The following is a 15,707-nucleotide window of genomic DNA, read 5'->3' as shown; positions in this document are numbered from 1 at the left end:
GTGCCGGACGCGACCTGGAGGGGGGCGGTGTCGTGCCACCGGCCCCCTCCCGAACCCACCCGAACCCGTCCCGAAGCGACATCGGCCCCGGTCCCGGTCCTGGCCCGGCCCCGCTGCCGCCGGTCAGGTCGCGTGCCGCGTCCCCGTGCCCTTCGCCGCGTCCAGCGCGTACACGCAGCGGTCCTTGCTGCACGCGTACACCACGCCCGCCTCCGCCACCGGGGCACCGGTGATCTCGCCGCCCGTGGCCAGCTTCCAGCGGAGCTGGCCGCCCGCCGCGTCCAGGGTGTAGAGGCAGTGGTCGGCGGACCCGAAGTGGACCCGGCCGTCCGCGACCGCCGGCGAGCCGGTGATCTCCCCGCCCGCCGCGAACCGCCACTTCGGGGTGCCCGTGACCGCGTCCAGCGTGTACAGGGCGCTGCCCGCGCCCAGGTGCACGTTGCCGCCGGCCACCAGCACCGGGTCGGCGGCCGGGCGCGGCTCGGTCGCGATGCGCCAGCGGTCCTTGCCGGTGGCCGCGTCCAGGGCGTAGACGGTCCCCAGGTAGTCGGCGAGGTAGACGCCGCCGCCGGTCACGGCCGCGCCCGGGGCGAAGGCGGGCGGCGCGAGGAACACCGCCGGGGCCTCGAAGTGCCAGCGGACCCGGCCCGAGGCCCGGTCCACGGACAGCACGCGGGTGCCGGCGCTGACGTAGACGTTGCCGTCGGGGGCCGGGGTGACCCGGACCGGGACGTTCCCGCAGGAGGCCGCGTCCCCGACCGGGTACGACCAGGCCTCGCGGCCGCTGCGGGCGTCCAGGGCGCGCAGCCGGGCGTCCTGCCAGACGTAGACGGTGCCGTCGTGCAGGACGGGGGCCGCCTCCGGGGTCTCGAAGTCGGTCTGCGCCCCGGTCAGCTCCCACAGCCTCTGCCCGTTGGAGGCCTCCCAGCCCTGTACGCCGCCCCCGCGCGTGGCGGTGACGACGGTGCCCCGCTCGGCGCGCAGCGCGTACACCCAGGCCTCGCTGGACAGCCGCCACCGCTCGGAGCCGTCGCCGGCGTCCAGCGCGTACAGGGACGGCCCGTCGGAGGCGTGGATGCGGCCGTCGGCGACGGCCATGGACCAGGCGACGTCCCGCGTCTTGAACTGGCGCCGACCGCTGCCGACGTCCAGGGCGTGCACCTCGAAGGAGGTCACGTACAGCAGGTCGCCGGCGACGGTCGGGGTGCCCCACACCTCGTTGGACATGCGGAAGCGCCACGGCCGCCAACGGCCGCTGTCCGGGGACGGCCCCGGCTGCGACAGGCCCGCCGTGGACGGCGAGGGCGAGGGCAGCGGCGTGCCGCGCGAACCGCCCGGCGGGCGCACCCAGCCGGTCGCCGAGTCGGCCGTGGAGTGCCCGACGGACGCGGACGCCGTGGCCCGCGGCCCGGGACCGATCGGCACCGCCGCACCGCCCGGCGTCACCGATCCCGAGGACGGGACCAGGACGGGCGCCGGAACCGGGGCCGGGGTCAGCGGGGGCCGGTCGGGACGCGGCGGAAGGGCCTGTCCCGTACGCGGGTCCACCCACGGGTCGGCCGCCCCGCGCGGCGGGCGCTGCGCGGAGTGGCCGTGCCGGCCCTGCGGCCCGGACGGCGGACCGGACGGCGACGGCAGGGGCGCCACGGGCGTACGGGTGCCCGCGCGCCGGGCCTCGATCATGGCGACGGCCCGCGCGGGCAGCCACGCGGAGGCCGTCCCGCTGTCGTCGCCGCCGTCGAACAGGTGCGGGGCGAGCTGCGCCTGGAGGTCGGCGGGCGTGGGGCGCCGGGTGGCGTCCATCTGCATGCACGAGTCGATCAACGGCCGCAGCTCGTCCGGGAGGCCCTCCAGGTTGGGCCCCTCGCGCAGCAGCATGAACACCGTCTCGACGGGGTTCGCCCCGTGGTACGGCGGGTGCCCGGTCGCGGCGAAGACGAGGGTGGAGCCGAGCGAGAACACGTCGCTGGCGCCCTTGACGCTGCGCGAGTCCTTCGCCTGCTCGGGCGACATGTAGGCCGGGGTGCCGACGGCGACGTTCGTCATCGTCAGACGGGTGTTGGACACACCGCTCGCGATGCCGAAGTCGATCACGCGCGGGCCGTCCTCGACGACGAGCACGTTCGACGGCTTCAAGTCGCGGTGGACCAGACCCGCACCGTGGATCGACTGGAGCGCCTCGGCGATACCGGCCGCGAGCCACCGCACGGCCTGCGCGGGCATCGGCCCGCACTCGTTGACGATCTCCTCCAGGGAGGGCGCCGGCACGTACGCGGTCGCCAGCCACGGCACGGCGGCGCGCGGATCGGCGTCGACGACGGCGGCGGTGTAGAAGCCGGACACGGCGCGCGCCGCCTCCACCTCGCGGGTGAAGCGGACCCGGAAGAGCTGGTCCTCGGCGAGTTCGGTGCGCACCGTCTTGATCGCGACGCGCCGTCCGGACGCCGACCGTGCGAGATAGACCAGCCCCATGCCGCCGGCGCCGAGCCGTCCCAGCACCTCGAAGGGGCCGATCCGTCTCGGGTCGTGCTGCGTCAGCTGCTCCACCACTCGCCTCCACACCTCCCCGTACGGGCCCCTGCCGGACCCGCTCTCCACCCGCGCGCACACCCGCACGCGCACCGGCACGCCGGCCGGTACGTCTCGTGCAGCGTCTCACCGCAAGCTGTGACCGCGGCCGCGCGCACCCCCGATTCTGTCAGGCCCGCGCCTGGTCCGGCCCCGGCTCCCGCCGTGGTTTCACGTGCCGCTCTTCACGCGGGGCTCGGAGAGCAGCCCGAAGACGGCCCCCTGGTTGTCGGCGACGACCGCGATCCGCCCGTACGGCGTGTCGAAGGGGTCGGCGGTGACGCGGCCTCCGAGCCGTGTGGCGGCGGCCACGCTCTGGTCGCAGTCGGGGACGGCGAAGTAGGCGAGGAAGTGCGCGGGCATGATCTCCGGGAAGGCGTCGGTGATCAGGCTGCGGCCCAGCACGGCGGAGTCGGGCCCGGGGGCGCTGCCGGGCGGGGACCACACGCGGTACTCGACGCCGCTGTCGTCGTCGTCCTGGTCCTGCGGGACGTAGCCGAAGACGTTGGCGTAGAAGACGTCCACGGCGTCGCGGGCGCGGGTGTAGACCTCGGACCAGCAGTACGTGTACGGCTCCCCCTGCGCGTCGAAACCGTGGTGGGTGCCGGGCTGCCAGAGGCCGAAGACGGCCCCGCCGGGGTCGGCGGCCATCGCGGCGGTGCCGTAGGGGCCGACGGGCTGCGGGTCCATGACCATCTGGCCGCCGGCGGCGCGGATGCGGGAGGCGCAGGCGTAGGCGTCGGAGGTGTAGAGGTAGACGCCCCAGACGGTCGGCATGCGGCCGTCGGGCTTGGGGGCGAGGGCGGCGACGTTGCGGCCGCGGCTGTAGGCCTGCGTGTAGTACCCGTACTCGGCGCCCGCGCTGTCGGCGAAGGTCCACCCGAAGAGCTCACCGTAGAAGCGCTTGCCCGCCTCGACGTCCGGGAGGGAGGCGTCGACCCAGCAGGGGGAGCCTTCCGCGAATGCGGCCATGAGCCGGGGTCCTTCCGTCGTCCGTCGCGGGTCTTTTGGCCATGATCCGCCCGAAAGACCGCGCACAGCCTGTTGATCAGACTATTCGGGGGATTCCGGCACGGTACGGGCACCCCCGCACACCCCGCGCGACCGCGCGAACACCGGCCGGAACCCTTCGCTCCGAACCCCGTACGGAGGCTTCCGCCCAGGTCGGGGGTCAGGTAACCCCATTTGCAGGCGGCCGAATAGCGCGCCGATCCCCCCTCGGTAAGCTGACGGCATGACAGGACAAGTACGCACCGTCGACGGGCGTGTCGCCGGCCGGCGCGGCCAGGCGACGCGGCAGAAGCTGCTCGACTGCCTCAGCGAGATGCTCAGCTCCTCGCCGTACCGCGACGTCAAGGTGATCGACGTCGCCCGAAAGGCCGGCACCTCCCCCGCGACCTTCTACCAGTACTTCCCGGACGTCGAGGGCGCCGTCCTGGAGATCGCCGAGCAAATGGCCACCGAAGGCGCCCAGTTGACAGCACTCGTCGAGGGCCGCAACTGGGTCGGCAAGGCCGGCTGGGCCGCCGCCGAGGAACTCGTCGAGGGCTTCCTGGACTTCTGGCGGCGCAACGACGCGATCCTGCGGGTCGTGGACCTCGGAGCGGCCGAAGGCGACAAGCGGTTCTACAAGATCCGCATGAAGATCCTGAACTCCGTCACCAACTCCCTCACGGAGTCGATGAAGGAGCTCCAGGCCAAGGGCAAGGTCGACAAGGACCTGAGCCCGGCGGCCATGGCGGGATCCCTGGTCGCGATGCTGGCCGCGGTCGCCTCGCACCAGAAGGGCTTCCAGACCTGGGGCGTCAAGCAGGCCGAACTCAAGCCGAACCTGGCGCTGCTCGTGCACCTGGGCATCACCGGGAAGAAGCCGACCCGGTAACGGCGGACCACCGCGGGTCCGCCGGGCACCACCTCCGACCGAAACCCCGACCATCCGGTCACCCGGTCACCGGCGCTCCAGCCGGAACAGCCTGATCTCGCGCTCGATGCGCGCCTGGTACGTCGCGTACGGCGGCCAGAACCTCAACACGGCCTGCCACGCCTCCGCGCGCTCGGCCCCCACCAGCAGCCGGGCCCGTACGGCGATGTCCCGCCCCTGCCAGTTCACGTCCGCGTCCGGGTGCTTGAGCAGGTTCCCGGTCCAGGCCGGGTGGCCGGGGCGGCCGAAGTTCGAGCCGATCAGCAGCCAGCTCGTGCCTCCGTCCTCCGGCATGCACGCGAGCGGGGTGGTGCGCGGCTCCCCCGTCCTGGCCCCCCGCGCGGTGAGGATCACCCCGGGCAGCATCCGGGCGCTGAGCAGCACCCGGCCCCGGGTCAGCCGGTGCACCGCCTTGTCCATCGCGGGGATGAAGTGCGGTGCGACGCGGGCGAACAGCATCGTCGACGAGACCTTCCGCATGATCCTGACGCCGAGGGTCGCGGGGGCCCCGGGCGTGGCGGGCGTGGCGGGGGTCGGGGGGTTCACGGGAGACATCAGACGGCCACCCTCTCCGGTGTGGTGCCCGCGGACGCGGCCGCGGACGTGGTGGTGTGCGCGGGCAGGGGCGGCGGCGCCGGGTCGAAGAGACCGGCGCGGTGCGCGGCGTGCCCGCGCAGCCGGTGGACGGGGCCGAAGAGGAGCTCGTCGGCCGCGGCGCGCTTGAAGTACAGGTGGGCGTCGTGCTCCCAGGTGAAGCCGAGGCCCCCGTGCAGCTGGATGGCCTCGCCCGCGGTGGTCCGCAGGGCCTCCAGGGCCTGGGCGAGCGCGAGGCCGCCCTGGTCCGGGTCCCAGGCCGCGTAGTAGGCGGCGGAGCGGGCCGCCTGGACCTGGACGTACAGGTCGGCGAGCCGGTGCTTCACGGCCTGGAAGGAGCCGACGGGCCGGCCGAACTGCTCGCGCCCCCGTACGTACTCCACCGTCCGGGCCAGCGCCCGGTCGGCCGCCCCGACCGCCTCGGCGGCGAGGAGGCAGGAGACGGTGCGCCCGGTGGCGGCGAGGGCCGCCAGGGGGTCGCCGGGACCCGCCCCGGCCCCTTCGCCCGCTCCCGCGACCGCACCCTCCGAAGCACCCGCCACGCCCAACAACTCAGCTTCCACGTACCGCAGTTCGATCCGCCCCTGCGGGCGGGTCTCGTCCAGGGCGGTCTGCCGGGTCCGTACGAGGCCGGGCGCGTCCCCCCGCACGAGGAACAGCAGGACGCGGCTGCGGACGAACCCGCCGGTGTGCGCGGCGACCAGCAGCAGCCCCGCGTCGTGGCCGTCGAGCACCTGGGCCACCTCCCCGTAGAGCCGCCAGCCCCCGTCGCCCCCACCACGGGCCTGGACCCCTCCCGCACGACCTCCGCCGGCCCAGTCGCCGGGGGCGTTGTCGCCCGTCAGGGCGAGGGCGACGGCCAGGGCGGGGCCGGGGACGGCGAGGGCCGCGGTCAGTTCCCCGGAGGCGAGCGCGGGCAGCAGGGCGGCGCGCTGGTCGGCGGTGCCGAGGGCGGTGACGAGCGGGATCGCCAGTCCGGCGGTGGAGAGCAGCGGCGAGGGCAGCAGCGCCCGGCCGGTCTCCTCGCAGGCCAGGGCCAGGTCGGCGGGGGTGCAGCCGACGCCGCCGTACTCCTCGGCGACGGCGAGGCCGGGCAGGCCGAGGCGTCGGGAGAGCTGCTGCCACAGCTCCGGATCGTGTCCGGCGTCGGTCCGCACGGCGGCCTTGACCTCGTCCGGCCCGCAGCGTTTGCCCAGGATCTCGCGCAGGGTGCGGCGCATCTCGTCCTGCTCCGCGGTGAAGGCGGCGTCCATCGTCGGGCTCCTCCCGGGGGCACTCCCGGCGGTGACCGGGGGTGGATCTGACGGGGCGTCATGTTAGGGCGGCGCGGACGAGAAGCACAGGGGTGGGATCGACCCGCCGGAGCGGCGGACGCGCCGACGGGGTCTAGCAACTGACGGAACGTCAGATGTACCGTCTCCCCATGCCCGGACCCCTCACCACACCCCCGCCCGGACCCGGAACCCGCCCGCGCCGCAGGGTCGCGGTGGCCGGCGTGGCCCTCTCCGACTGCGGCCGGGTCGACGGCCCGACCCCCTACGCCCTCCACGCCCAGGCCGCCCGCCGCGCCCTGGCCGACTCCGGCCTGGACCGGTCCGTCATCGACGGCTTCGCCTCGGCCGGCCTCGGCACCCTCGCCCCCGTGGAGGTCGCCGAGTACCTGGGGCTGCGCCCCACCTGGGTCGACTCCACCTCGGTCGGCGGCTCGACCTGGGAGGTCATGGCGGCCCACGCGGCCGACGCCATCGCCGCCGGCCACGCGAACGCCGTACTGCTCGTCTACGGCTCCACCGCCCGCGCCGACATCAAGGCCCGCCGGCGCACCTCGAACCTCTCGTTCGGGGCACGCGGACCGCTCCAGTTCGAGGTCCCGTACGGGCACACGCTGATCTCCAAGTACGCGATGGCCGCCCGCCGCCACATGCACGAGTACGGCACCACCCTCGAACAGCTCGCCTCGGTGGCCGTCCAGGCCCGCGCGAACGCCGCCGGCAACCCGGACGCGATGTTCCGCGACCCGATCACGGTCGAGGACGTGCTGTCCGGCGAGATGATCGCCGATCCCTTCACGAAGCTGCACTGCTGCATCCGCTCGGACGGCGGCTGCGCGGTGCTCCTGGTCGCGGAGGACCACGTACCGGACACGGCGAAGGCCCCGGTGTGGGTGTTGGGCACGGGCACGTCCGTCTCGCACACCACGATGTCGGAGTGGGAGGACTTCACCGTCTCCCCCGCCGCCGTATCGGGCCGCCTGGCCTTCGCCCGCGCGGGCCTGCGCCCCGCCGACGTGGACCTCGCGCAGATCTACGACGCGTTCACGTACATGACCCTGGTCACCCTGGAAGACCTCGGCTTCTGCGCCAAGGGCGAAGGCGGACCCTTCGTCGAGAAGGGCCGCCTGCTGCGCGACGGGGAACTGCCGGTCAATACGGACGGCGGCGGCCTGTCGGCCTGCCACCCGGGCATGCGGGGGCTGTTCCTCCTGGTCGAGGCGGTACGCCAACTGCGCGGCGAAGCGGGCCCGGACCGCCAGGTCGTCAAACGGGACGGCCGCCTCCCGGAGGTCGCCCTCGCCTCGGGCACGGGCGGCTGGTTCTGCTCCTCGGGAACGGTGATCCTGGGCCGGAACTAGGACCGGGGGCGGGGGCGGTGTCGGGGGACGGCGGTACTCCCCGGGGCGGTGTCAGGGAGGTGCTGGGGGTTTCCCGTCAGTCTCATCGTCTCTCCGGTGCGGGCCGGGCCCTCAAGGGCGCTCACTTCGTTCGCGTCGCTTCGCGATGGCCTTCGGCCACCCTTGACCGCCCGTCCCGCCCCGGACAAACGAAGACTGTCGGGAAACCCCCGAAAGAACGGCCACGGGGCAGGAGCAGGGACGACCCCGCATCAACGACCAGCGAGCGGCCATCCCACGGGCCCACCGGGCACCAGCCCCCTCACAGCCCCTTCCGGGACCAGCCGACGGCCTACCCGCACGAAAAGTCGACGAGACCATCCCCCGGAGCACCCAAGCGCGACAGATCGCTACGCGCTCCTCATCGCTTGGCGTCCGCCGGTCGTCTGGGGTTGATACCCGCATTCCAGGACGATCACAGAGGCCTGGGACAGGGCCAACAGCCGCACCGCCGGTTTCCGGTACTCCCGGTGACTGCTTAGCTACTCCTGTGCACCAAACGCGCACATCCCGAGGAGGAGACTGCGGTGACGACTGAGGAGCGAGCCAACCCGGTGGTTCGCATGGGCTTCCAGCCCGGCCAGGTGGTTCAGGAAATCGGTTACGACGACGACGTCGACCAAGACCTCCGCGAAGGCATCGAATCGGTGATCGGACAGGAGCTGGTCGACGAGGACTACGACGATGTCGCCGATGTCGTGCTCCTCTGGTTCCGCGACGACGACGGCGACCTGACGGACGCCCTGGTGGACGCCATCGGCATGCTGGAGGACGGCGGTCTGATCTGGCTGCTCACGCCGAAGACCGGAAGCGACGGGTACATCGAGCCCAGCGACGTCAGCGAGGCGGCGCAGACGGCGGGCCTGTCCCAGAGCCGTCCCATCAGCGCGGCGAAGGACTGGTCCGGCACCCGCCTGGTCGCCCCCAAGCGCTGATCGGAGCGAGGAGAGCGGCCACGGACGGCGGACGGACGCCGAGACCAGAGGAGCGCGTAGCGATCTGTCGCGCTCGGGTGCTCCGCAGGGCGGTCTCGTCGTCCTGCGGAGCGGGTAGGCCGTCGGCTGGTCCCGAAAGGGGCTGTGAGTGCCCGATGCCCGGTGGGCCCGTGGGATGGCCGCTCGCTGGTCGCTGATGCGGGGGCGTCCCTGTTCCTGCCCCGTGGCCGTTCTTTCGGGGGTTTCCCGACAGTCTTCGTTTGTCCGGGGCGGGACGGGCGGTCAAGGGTGGCCGAAGGCCATCACGCAGTGACGCGAACGAAGTGAGCGCCCTTGAGGGCCCGGCCCGCACCGGAGAGACGATGAGACTGACGGGAAACCCCCAGCACCTCCCTGACACCGCCCCGCGGTGTTCCGCCGTCCCCCGACCCCACCCCCGCCCCCGCCCCTCGATCCCCCTCTAGCCTGACCCCATGACCAGCGACTTCCACAGCACCCTGCACTCCCTGCGGGTCTGGGACACCCCGCTCCCCGGCTTCGACGTCGACGCCGCGCCCGACGAGCCCCTCCCCCTGTTCCGGCAGTGGTTCGTCGAGGCCGCCCGGGCGGGGCAGACCGAGCCGCACACCGTGAACCTGGCCACCGTGGACGCCGAGGGCCGACCCGATGTCCGCGTCCTGATGCTGCACGACGCGGACCCGCGCGGCTTCCACTTCGCCTCGCACGCCACCAGCGCCAAGGGGCGGCAGTTGGCCGGGCACCCGGACGCGGCGCTCTGCTTCTACTGGCCCTCGGTGGGGCGGCAGGTCCGGGTGCGGGGTCGGGTCGGCGCGTGCGGACCCGAGGAGAGCCGGGCGGACCTGGCCGTGCGTTCGCGCGGGGCGTTGGCGGCGGCCCTCACCGGGCGCCAGAGCGAGGTCCTGGATTCACCCGAGGAGTTGGCGCGGGCCTCGGCGGCGGCGTGGGAACGGGCCGGTGCCGAGCCGGAGGCGCCGGCGCCGACCTGGACGCGCTACGTCCTCGACCCCGCCGAGGTGGAGTTCTTCCAGGGCGACGCGGCCCGCCGTCACGTCCGGCTGCGCTACCGCCGCACGGGCCCCGCCGCCTGGCAGCGCGAACTGCTCTGGCCCTAGCGAGCCCCTTCCGCCTCTTCCGCCCCTGCTGCCCCTTCCACCCCGCCCGGCCCCCCGGCCCGGCGGAACACCGGGACGTGGACCGATTCGGCCGCCTCCCGGAAGGTGACCTCCAGCGGCATGCCGACGCGCAGCCCCTCGTGCGGGCAGTCGACGACCTCGGTCATCATCCGGGGTCCTTCCTCCAGGTCGACCACGGCCGCCACGTACGGGACGCGCGCGCCGAAGGGCGGGAGGTCGTTGCGGTGGACGACGGACCAGGTGTAGAGGGTCGCGCGGCCGGAGGCCGGCTCCCACGTCACCCGGTCCTCGCCCGCCCAGCAGTGGGGGCAGAACTCGCGCGGGTAGTGGTGGGCGCGGGCGCAGTCCGCACAGCGGCGCAGCAGCAGGCTGCCGCGGCCGGCGGCCTCCCAGTAGGGGCGGGTGAACTCGTCGACCTCGGGAAGGTCGAAGCGGGGGCCCGCGCCCGCGCCGTCGGCCGCGCCGGCGGTCACAGGAAGAGTCCGATCGCAGCGTCCAGGGACCAGGTCTGCCATCCCATGGCGAAGAGGGCGACGAGCGAGATCAGCGCCATCATGGCGTTCTGCCCCTGCTCGGCCCAGTCGTGGATCATGAGCACGAGGTAGAGCAGGTTCAGCAGGAGGCCGCCGATCAGGGCGATCGGGGTGAGGAAGCCGAGGACGAGGCCGAGTCCCAGGGCGAGTTCCGCGTAGACGACGACGTACGCCATGAGCCTGGGTCGTGGCTGGACGACCTTCGCGAACCCGGTCTTGACGAAGGGCCACCGGTGCTTGCCGGCGACGTCGGCGGCCCAGGCGATGCCCGTGCCGCGCTCGAACCAGCCCTTCTTGTCCTTGTGCCGCCAGCTCTCCAGCCACCACAGGCCCAGGCCCATGCGCAGCACGGCGAGCCATTCGGCACCGCTGAGCCAGATGGTCTGCATCGCCGCCCCTCCCACCCTCGATCTGACGGTACGTCAGTTCAGCGGATGTCGGCCGATCCCGCAAGGGGGGCGGCGCGGCCTACGCCCCGAACACCTCCCCGTACCCCCGCACCCCGTCCGTCGGGGTGCCCGTCGCGCGGAGGGCGGCCCACAGGAGCACCTGGTTCGCGGTGAGGACGGGGCGGCCCAGCGTGGCTTCGAGGGCCTCGATGACCCCGACGGCGCGGAAGCCGTTGCCGCCGATGACCACCGCCTCGGCGCTGTCGGGGACCTCGGCGGCCACCCAGGCGTGCAGGTCCTCGGGCCGGATCAGGACCTGCCCGCTGGGCAGGGAGCAGGGGGCGGCGTACGGGACCTCGAAGCCGACCTCCTCGTAGTAGCCGCGGCCGAGTTCGCTCAGGGTGGCCCCGAACCACGGGGGGTCGACGAGGGCGATGCGTTCGACGCCCAGGAGCCGCAGCGCCTCGACGGCGGCGGCGCAGGGGGCGACGACGGGCAGCCCGTGGGCCCGCTCCCGCAGCCGGTCGAGCATGTACGCCTCCCCGCGCGCGCCGATGACGTAGGCGGAGCTGGTGAAGGCGTAGGCGAGGGCGCCGACGGGGGCCGCCGCGAGCAGCGCGGCGGCGTCGTCGACGTGCGGGGGTTCGGCGAAGGCCCGTACGGGGGCCAGGGGGATGGTGTCGTCCATCGCCCCGCCGGCGCCCATCGCGCCGAACGGCACGCGCGCGACGTGCAGGCCCACGTCCGCGGGGGCCATGGCGCGCAGCTCCGACTCGGGGCCGACGTCGGCGTGGGGGGTGAGGATTCCGAGGCGGACGCGTACGTCCCACCCGTCGGGCTGCCACATCGCGCGTCCCTCTCCGCCTGGGTCCGGCCACGTCCGGACCCGTCCTGTCCTGCCCTGTTCTGCCCTGTCCGGTCGTGTCCGGTCGTGTCCGACCGCGTCCGGTTCCGGTTTCGGATCTCCACTGTGGCAGCGCGGGGGCCCTCGTCCGCGGGGCCGCGCCGTGATCGATCCGCAATCGATTCACTCCTTGTCCGAGACCCATCAACGCTGGGTGTCGATACGCTCACTCCTCATGCCCGCGACCGATGTGACCGCCGCCGACATGACCGCCACCCAGCCCCGCCCGGTGTACGTGATCGGCGGTGGACCCGGTGGCCTCGCGGTCGCCGCCGCGCTGCGTGCGCGCGGGGTCCGCGCCGTGGTCGTCGAGAAGTCCGGGTCCGTGGGTGCCTCCTGGCGCGGCCACTACGAGCGGCTGCGCCTGCACACGACGCGGCGCCTGTCGGCCCTGCCGGGGCTGGCGATCCCGCGCCGCTTCGGGCGGTGGGTCGCGCGGGCGGACGTGGTGCGGTACCTGGAGAAGTACGCCGAGTTCCACGAGCTGGAGGTGGTGACCGGTGTGGAGGTGACCCGCGTCGAGCGGGCCGCCGACGGGAGCGACGCCGCCCCCGGCGACGGCTGGGTCCTGCACGCGACCGGCGGTCGGCTGCTCGCGGCGCGGGCCGTGGTCGTGGCGACGGGCTTCAACCACACCCCGGCGGTGCCCGACTGGCCGGGCCGCGACACTTACACGGGCGAGCTGCTGCACGCGGCCCGCTACCGGGAGCCCGGGCCGTACGCCGGCCGGGACGTGCTCGTCGTCGGGGCCGGCAACACGGGCGCGGAGATAGCCGTGGACCTGGTCGAGGGCGGGGCGGCGCGGGTGCGGCTGGCCGTGCGCACGGCGCCGCACATCCTGCGCCGCTCGACGTGCGGATGGCCGGCGCAGCGTACGGGGATCCTCGTGCGGCGGCTGCCGGTGCGGCTCGTGGACCGGCTCGCGAAGCCGGTCGCGAAGGCCTCCGTCCCCGACCTGTCGGCGTACGGGCTGCCCCGCCCGACGACCGGTCTGTACAGCAGGGTGCGGCAGGGGGCGATCCCGGTGCAGGACGTCGGCCTGATCGCGGCGGTGCGCGCGGGACGGGTGGAGCCGGTCGCGGCCGTCGCCTCCTTCGACGGCGACGAGGTGGTGCTGTCCGACGGGACGCGGATCTCCCCGGACGTGGTGGTCGCGGCGACGGGCTACCGGCGGGGGCTGGAGGGGCTCGTGGGGCACCTGGGGGTCCTGGACGGGCGCGGCCGGCCGCTGGCGCACGGGGCGCGGACCGCTCCGGGGGCGCCGGGGCTGTACTTCACCGGGTACACCAACCCGATCAGCGGGATGCTGCGCGAGCTGGCCCGGGACGCGGAGAGGATCGCCCGGGCGCTGGCCCGGAAGAAGCGGGCGTAGCCGCGCCCGGGCCCGTGCGCCCACCCCGGTCGGGGGCGCCGGCGTCGGCGCCGGCGTCGGCCGGATCGGGTCTGGACCGTGTGCGGGGCGGCGTGCCACCGTGCAGGCGGGGGCGCGTACCACCGCGCGGCGGGGCCGCGCACCACCCCCGGCGGGCGGGTCCGCGCGCCGACGGCGTACGGGCGGCGCGTACACGGACGCGGACGCGGACACGCATACGCACGCGGACACGGACGCGGACACATCCGCACATCACCTCCACCACCTTTCCTGCGCATCCCTGTTCCTGACGGCTCGTCAGTTCAGTAACCTGACTAAGCGTCAGCTATTGATTCCATCGAGGTTCATCGAGCAGGAGCGGGCGAAGCGATGCTTGGATCAACTCACGGCACCCTGACCACCGACCTCCGCGCACGAGTCGAGGCCTGCGGGGAGACCCCCAGGACGGCCGTCCACTCCACGGCCGCCCTGTCCGGCGAGGACCCCGCCGCCCTGGACGTCAGCGGACGACCCCTGCACTCCGATGTGCCCGACCTCGACCGGTTCTTCCGGCCCGAGTCCGTGGCCGTCATCGGCGCCTCCGACGCCGAGGGCCGACCCAACACCGGGATCACCCGGCAGCTGATCGCCTGGGCCGAACGCGTCGGAGCCCGCGTCCACCCCGTGCACCCCACCCGGACCTCCGTTTTCGGCCTGCCCTGTCTGTCCTCCGTGGCCGACCTGGCCGAGCTGCCCGAACCGGTCGACCTCGCCGTCCTCCTCGTCGCCGACCCGGTCCCGGTGATCGAGGAACTCGCCGACACCAAGGTGAAGTTCGCCGTGGCCTTCGCCTCCGGCTTCGCCGAGACCGGGGACACCGGGGCCGCCGCGCAAGCCCGCCTCGCCACCGCCGTGCGCCGCTCCGGGCTGCGCCTGCTGGGTCCGAATACCAACCTCAACGCCTTCCAGGAGTTCCGCGAGGACCTCGACGGGCCGGCCATCGCCCTCATCACCCAGTCCGGCCACCAGGGCCGCCCCGTCTACACCCTCCAGGAACTGGGCATCCGCCTCTCGCACTGGGCGCCCACCGGCAACGAGGCCGACCTGGAGACCTCCGACTTCATCTCCTACTTCGCCGAGCAGCCCGAGGTGGGGGCCATCGCCTGCTACGTCGAGGGCCTCAAGGACGGCCGTTCCTTCCTGCTGGCCGCCGACCGGGCCGCCCGCAACGGGGTCCCCGTCGTCGCGGTCAAGGTCGGGCGCACCGAGACCGGCGCCCGCACGGCCGCCTCGCACACCGGGAAGCTGACGGGGGCCGACACCGTCGTGGACGCGGCCATGCGCCAGTTCGGGGTGATCCGCGTGGACGGCCTGGACGAACTCCAGGACACCGCCGCCCTCCTTGCCCGCGCCCGCGCGCCCCGCGCCGACGGGGTCGTCGTCTACTCCATCTCCGGCGGCACCGGCGCCCACTTCTCCGACCTGGCCACCGAGGCGGGCCTGAGCCTGCCGACCCTCTCCGCGGCCAAACAGGACGAGCTGCACCAGTGGATCCCGTCCTACCTCAACGTGGCCAACCCGGTGGACAACGGCGGGCACCCCGTCGGCGACTGGCGCGGCCGGAAGATCATCGACGCGATCCTGGCGGACCCCTCCGTGGGCGTCCTGATCTGTCCGATCACCGGCCCCTTCCCGCCGATGAGCGACCGCCTCGCCCAGGACCTCGTGGACGCGGCCGAGGCCACCGACAAGCTGATCTGCGTGATCTGGGGTTCCCCCGTCGGCACCGAGGAGGCCTACCGCACCACCCTGCTCGGCTCCTCCAAGGTGGCCACGTTCCGCACCTTCGGCAACTGCATCACCGCCGTGCGCGCCTACCTCGGTCACCACCGCTTCACCGCCTCCTACCGCTCCCCCTTCGACGAGGCCCCCCGCACCCCGTCCCCCTCGTACCGCAAGGCGCAGGCCCTGATGCGGCCCGGCCAGCAGCTCAGCGAGCACGCCGCCAAGCAGCTCCTGCGGGCGTACGGGATACGGGTCCCCCGCGAGCAGCTCGTGACCAGCGCGGCCGCCGCCGTGCGGGCGGCGGGCCTGGTGGGGTACCCGGTCGTGATGAAGGCCTCGGGGCCGCAGCTCGGGCACAAGACGGAGCTGGGCCTGGTGAAGATCGGGCTGACCTCCGCGAGCCAGATCCGTGACGCCTACCGGGAGCTCACCGACATCGCCCGCTACGAGAACGTCCCGCTGGACGGCATCCTCGTCTGCCAGATGGTGGAGCGGGGCGTCGAGATGGTCGTCGGCGTCACCCGCGACGACCTCTTCGGGCCGACGGTGACGGTGGGGCTCGGCGGGGTCCTGGTGGAGGTGCTGCGGGACGCGGCGGTGCGGGTGCCGCCCTTCGGGGAGGACCAGGCCCGCCACATGCTCACCGAACTGCGCGGGCACCCCCTGCTGGAGGGCGTCCGCGGGGCGCCGCCGGCGGACGTCGACGCGCTGGTCGAGGTGATCCTGCGCGTGCAGCGGATGGCGCTCGAACTGGGCGACGTGCTGTCCGAGCTGGACATCAACCCCTTGATGGTGCTGCCGCGCGGCCAGGGGGCGGTCGCCCTGGACGCCCTGGCCGTCTGCCGCTGACGCGCCGCACGCGCCCGGACCGTACCCGGACCGCGCCCCGTACCCTCGCCGTC

13 protein-coding genes are annotated in these 15,707 nt (G+C 74.0%); 6 read left to right on the top strand and 7 right to left on the bottom strand.

Features of this window, described 5'->3' with window-relative positions:
• Positions 1-123: 123 nt before the first annotated feature.
• On the bottom strand, positions 124-2,550 hold the full coding sequence (gene afsK / locus ACZ6ZI_RS24990) for a protein serine/threonine kinase AfsK (protein WP_469524323.1): 2,427 nt from the start codon (positions 2,548-2,550) through the stop codon (positions 124-126).
• Between the two features lie 189 nt (positions 2,551-2,739).
• Positions 2,740-3,540 carry a VOC family protein gene (locus ACZ6ZI_RS24985; protein ID WP_469524322.1) on the bottom strand — a complete coding sequence of 267 codons (801 nt, stop codon included), beginning with the start codon at positions 3,538-3,540 and terminating at the stop codon, positions 2,740-2,742.
• 262 nt (positions 3,541-3,802) lie between these two features.
• Between ACZ6ZI_RS24985 and ACZ6ZI_RS24980 the strand changes: the two genes are divergently transcribed.
• Positions 3,803-4,450, top strand: a complete 648-nt coding sequence (locus tag ACZ6ZI_RS24980; protein WP_363060402.1) for a TetR family transcriptional regulator — start codon at positions 3,803-3,805, stop codon at positions 4,448-4,450.
• A 66-nt stretch (positions 4,451-4,516) separates the two neighbouring features.
• Here the strand turns inward: ACZ6ZI_RS24980 and ACZ6ZI_RS24975 are convergent, their stop codons facing one another.
• Together ACZ6ZI_RS24975 and ACZ6ZI_RS24970 are read right to left on the bottom strand one after the other, a co-directional pair.
• On the bottom strand, positions 4,517-4,969 hold the full coding sequence (locus ACZ6ZI_RS24975; protein ID WP_363060571.1) for a nitroreductase family deazaflavin-dependent oxidoreductase: 453 nt from the start codon (positions 4,967-4,969) through the stop codon (positions 4,517-4,519).
• Between the two features lie 74 nt (positions 4,970-5,043).
• Positions 5,044-6,336 (bottom strand): acyl-CoA dehydrogenase family protein, encoded by a 1,293-nt coding sequence (locus tag ACZ6ZI_RS24970; RefSeq protein ID WP_469524320.1) that lies wholly within the window; start codon positions 6,334-6,336, stop codon positions 5,044-5,046.
• Between the two features lie 170 nt (positions 6,337-6,506).
• Between ACZ6ZI_RS24970 and ACZ6ZI_RS24965 the strand changes: the two genes are divergently transcribed.
• The 3 genes from ACZ6ZI_RS24965 to ACZ6ZI_RS24955 all read left to right on the top strand — a co-directional run bounded on the left by ACZ6ZI_RS24965 (position 6,507) and on the right by ACZ6ZI_RS24955 (position 9,822).
• Complete coding sequence (locus tag ACZ6ZI_RS24965) at positions 6,507-7,715, top strand: thiolase C-terminal domain-containing protein (protein WP_469524319.1); 1,209 nt, start codon at positions 6,507-6,509, stop codon at positions 7,713-7,715.
• Between the two features lie 602 nt (positions 7,716-8,317).
• On the top strand, positions 8,318-8,689 hold the full coding sequence (locus tag ACZ6ZI_RS24960; protein WP_469524469.1) for a DUF3052 domain-containing protein: 372 nt from the start codon (positions 8,318-8,320) through the stop codon (positions 8,687-8,689).
• A gap of 473 nt (positions 8,690-9,162) precedes the next feature.
• The gene (locus ACZ6ZI_RS24955; RefSeq protein ID WP_469524317.1) at positions 9,163-9,822 is read left to right on the top strand and encodes a pyridoxine/pyridoxamine 5'-phosphate oxidase; all 660 of its coding nucleotides are present in this window, start codon (positions 9,163-9,165) and stop codon (positions 9,820-9,822) included.
• Here the strand turns inward: ACZ6ZI_RS24955 and ACZ6ZI_RS24950 are convergent.
• The 3 genes from ACZ6ZI_RS24950 to ACZ6ZI_RS24940 form a co-directional block, all read right to left on the bottom strand.
• Positions 9,819-10,358 (bottom strand): Zn-ribbon domain-containing OB-fold protein, encoded by a 540-nt coding sequence (locus tag ACZ6ZI_RS24950; protein ID WP_469524315.1) that lies wholly within the window; start codon positions 10,356-10,358, stop codon positions 9,819-9,821. The two genes, ACZ6ZI_RS24955 and ACZ6ZI_RS24950, sit on opposite strands and share 4 nt — an antisense overlap.
• The gene (locus ACZ6ZI_RS24945; protein WP_469524313.1) at positions 10,313-10,765 is read right to left on the bottom strand and encodes a DoxX family membrane protein; all 453 of its coding nucleotides are present in this window, start codon (positions 10,763-10,765) and stop codon (positions 10,313-10,315) included. Before ACZ6ZI_RS24945 ends, ACZ6ZI_RS24950 begins: the two co-directional genes overlap by 46 nt.
• Positions 10,766-10,844: 79 nt before the next feature.
• Positions 10,845-11,612, bottom strand: coding sequence for a maleate cis-trans isomerase family protein (locus ACZ6ZI_RS24940; protein ID WP_469524312.1), 768 nt, complete (start codon positions 11,610-11,612; stop codon positions 10,845-10,847).
• A gap of 232 nt (positions 11,613-11,844) precedes the next feature.
• Here ACZ6ZI_RS24940 and ACZ6ZI_RS24935 point away from each other — a divergent pair, with 232 nt between their 5' ends.
• Entirely contained in the window at positions 11,845-13,041 is a 1,197-nt protein-coding gene (locus tag ACZ6ZI_RS24935) for a flavin-containing monooxygenase (RefSeq protein ID WP_469524311.1), read from the top strand.
• A 369-nt stretch (positions 13,042-13,410) separates the two neighbouring features.
• Positions 13,411-15,654 carry an acetate--CoA ligase family protein gene (locus ACZ6ZI_RS24930; protein ID WP_469524309.1) on the top strand — a complete coding sequence of 748 codons (2,244 nt, stop codon included), beginning with the start codon at positions 13,411-13,413 and terminating at the stop codon, positions 15,652-15,654.
• Positions 15,655-15,707 lie beyond the last annotated feature (53 nt).

It is taken from the genome of Streptomyces sp. NPDC103540 (assembly GCF_055584445.1).
Note: the sequence above shows the minus strand (reverse complement) of the source record. Positions and strands in the feature narration are given on the sequence as shown.

Bases quoted from the DNA above. Each gene is read 5' to 3' on its own strand.
- ACZ6ZI_RS24980 (WP_363060402.1), top strand. From the start codon at position 3,803: ATGACAGGACAAGTACGCACCGTCGACGGGCGTGTCGCCGGCCGGCGC.
- ACZ6ZI_RS24965 (WP_469524319.1), top strand. From the start codon at position 6,507: ATGCCCGGACCCCTCACCACACCCCCGCCCGGACCCGGAACCCGCCCG.
- ACZ6ZI_RS24950 (WP_469524315.1), bottom strand. From the start codon at position 10,358: ATGGCAGACCTGGTCCCTGGACGCTGCGATCGGACTCTTCCTGTGACC.
- ACZ6ZI_RS24945 (WP_469524313.1), bottom strand. From the start codon at position 10,765: ATGCAGACCATCTGGCTCAGCGGTGCCGAATGGCTCGCCGTGCTGCGC.
- ACZ6ZI_RS24940 (WP_469524312.1), bottom strand. From the start codon at position 11,612: ATGTGGCAGCCCGACGGGTGGGACGTACGCGTCCGCCTCGGAATCCTC.
- ACZ6ZI_RS24935 (WP_469524311.1), top strand. From the start codon at position 11,845: ATGCCCGCGACCGATGTGACCGCCGCCGACATGACCGCCACCCAGCCC.
- ACZ6ZI_RS24970 (WP_469524320.1), bottom strand. From the start codon at position 6,336: ATGGACGCCGCCTTCACCGCGGAGCAGGACGAGATGCGCCGCACCCTG.
- ACZ6ZI_RS24930 (WP_469524309.1), top strand. From the start codon at position 13,411: ATGCTTGGATCAACTCACGGCACCCTGACCACCGACCTCCGCGCACGA.
- ACZ6ZI_RS24955 (WP_469524317.1), top strand. From the start codon at position 9,163: ATGACCAGCGACTTCCACAGCACCCTGCACTCCCTGCGGGTCTGGGAC.
- ACZ6ZI_RS24975 (WP_363060571.1), bottom strand. From the start codon at position 4,969: ATGCGGAAGGTCTCGTCGACGATGCTGTTCGCCCGCGTCGCACCGCAC.
- ACZ6ZI_RS24985 (WP_469524322.1), bottom strand. From the start codon at position 3,540: ATGGCCGCATTCGCGGAAGGCTCCCCCTGCTGGGTCGACGCCTCCCTC.
- ACZ6ZI_RS24960 (WP_469524469.1), top strand. From the start codon at position 8,318: ATGGGCTTCCAGCCCGGCCAGGTGGTTCAGGAAATCGGTTACGACGAC.